General features: G+C 46.7%; 1 pseudogene. It reads left to right on the forward strand.

Going from position 1 to position 734, the window contains the following annotated elements:
* Window positions 1-474: 474 nt before the first annotated feature.
* Window positions 475-615: pseudogene (locus GWQ22_RS21695) on the forward strand (IS5/IS1182 family transposase); the annotation flags it as partial.
* Window positions 616-734: the final 119 nt, after the last annotated feature.

A 734-nucleotide genomic window follows, 5' to 3' on the forward strand; every position in this document is an offset into this window, starting at 1 on the left:
AACAGGGATTGCAGGCTGGAGCTCACTCTGGGAAGGCTGGCAAACACTGCAAAGTAAACTGGACGGCTTTATTGCCGCCAAAGAGATGATGGCTTCGGGGATCAAGATCTGATCAAGAGACAGGCCTACCGCAGTCATCAGAACGGCAATAGCCAATAAAATTGAAAATCGATTTGTAGTTTTCATTTAAGGTCTTCTCCAAATAAGGTTAAACATTCTAATTACGAAAACAGGAATGCATGAGTCATTAAAAATCGTATCTATGAATACTAACGTTTGCATAGCAAGCGCGTACTATGAACCACAAAATATGCATTCGCCTTTCTCTAACAAAGCAGCCTACATTTTATTGGCTGGCTTGTTACACTCCAATTTACTGTCATATCATCTTGCTGTCTGTGCGCTAAGGAAGGTGCGAACAAGTCCCTGATGTGAGATCATGAATCCCACTTGGCATCAGGTATGAGGTTCAGCATGAGTCACCAGCTCACCTTCGCGGATAGCGAGTTCAATGGCAAACGCCGCAAAACCCGCAAAGAGATATTCTTGGCTCGCATGGACGCTTTGCTCCCATGGTCAAGGATGCTGGAGGTCATCGAACCCGTCTATCGTAAGCGCCGTTAAATCGACCTACTTGCCTTTACCGTATTGCGCCACTTTTTTTGCAATCGGCTCCAGCGGGACGTTCCATGGCAGCAGGGCTTCGAGCTTTTCCAGGGTATCGGCCTCGCCAA

This window comes from Aeromonas sp. 1HA1, assembly GCF_029237385.1.
Classification (GTDB): Bacteria; Pseudomonadota; Gammaproteobacteria; order Enterobacterales; family Aeromonadaceae; genus Aeromonas; species Aeromonas popoffii.